Annotated in this window: 1 protein-coding gene; it reads right to left on the bottom strand. The window is 64.8% G+C overall.

Annotated features, from left to right (window positions below; genetic code table 11):
* Window positions 1-13: 13 nt before the first annotated feature.
* Window positions 14-457, bottom strand: coding sequence for a hypothetical protein (locus tag ACFLIM_RS50220; RefSeq protein ID WP_393178033.1), 444 nt, complete (start codon window positions 455-457; stop codon window positions 14-16).
* Window positions 458-1013: the final 556 nt, after the last annotated feature.

Here is a 1013-nt window from a genome sequence, read left to right as displayed (position 1 = left end):
GGCGGTCACCGCGCTACCGCCGGCGGTTGCTCACGACGGTGAACGAGGCCTCGGCGACCTTGCTGCCGACCGTGACGCTCACGGTCTTGTCGCCGGCCTTCGTCTTGGACGGCACGGTCAGGGTCTTGGCGGCCCGGCCGCCCGAGAGCGAGACGCGGTAGCTCTTGCCCTCAGGGCTCGTCACGGTGGCCGTGCCGGAGGACACGCCCCTTGCGATGATCGTCACGCTGTAGGAGTCACCTGCGCGCACACGGTCCGTGTTGACCGACACACTCAGCGAGACCTCCTTGCCGTGCGAGTCCTTGGTATTGGCGGGCGTGGAGTGCTTCGGCTGCGGGGCCTTGGCGGTCGCCGCCGGCTTCGGCCTGGCGCCGTCGGCAAGGGCGGCGCCCGAGAGGGGCAGGGCGATCATGGCCACGCTGGCGAGGGTCACGGCGAAGGGCTTGGAGAAACGCATTGGTCAAGAAATCCAATCCAGGGAGGGACCTGGCCGAACGTCTGCAATTCAGCCCCGAAGGTCATCCCCACGCCGAGAACTCTGCCGAGCCAACCTTAGAACCGCCTGGCATGAGCTTATGGATTGGATAAGTGCAGGTAGAGCCCCGGACTCGATCCAGTGATCTGCAACACATAATTTCTCTTATGCGATTCTCAGCTTTTTATCGGATTCGTTTTCAGGATCGGCTCCCACCTTGGACGGCAGGCCCCGCCTTGACGATCTCCCAAAGATCACGGCGCGATCACGGCCGCCTGTGCGCCGGCTAAATCCGGACAAAAAGGGACATAGAGGCAAGGTCAAGAGGGATACCTTCCTGGCTCATAGACGCACCGAACGCTCATCGCGTTCCCGCGACGACCAAGGAGAAATCCCCTTGAAGATCAAGCACACCCTCGTTCCCCTGGGCGGCGGCCTGGCCACTGCGGCGCTCCTCGGCGCCTCGCTGGTCGGCACCGCGCAGGCCGCTTCGCACGTGAAGCCGTCCGAGAGCGTCAGCATCACCAGCGCCCGGGGG

The organism is Nonomuraea marmarensis (assembly GCF_043197025.1).
Lineage (GTDB): Bacteria > Actinomycetota > Actinomycetes > Streptosporangiales > Streptosporangiaceae > Nonomuraea > Nonomuraea marmarensis.
This window is presented reverse-complemented; position numbering and strand designations above follow the sequence as displayed.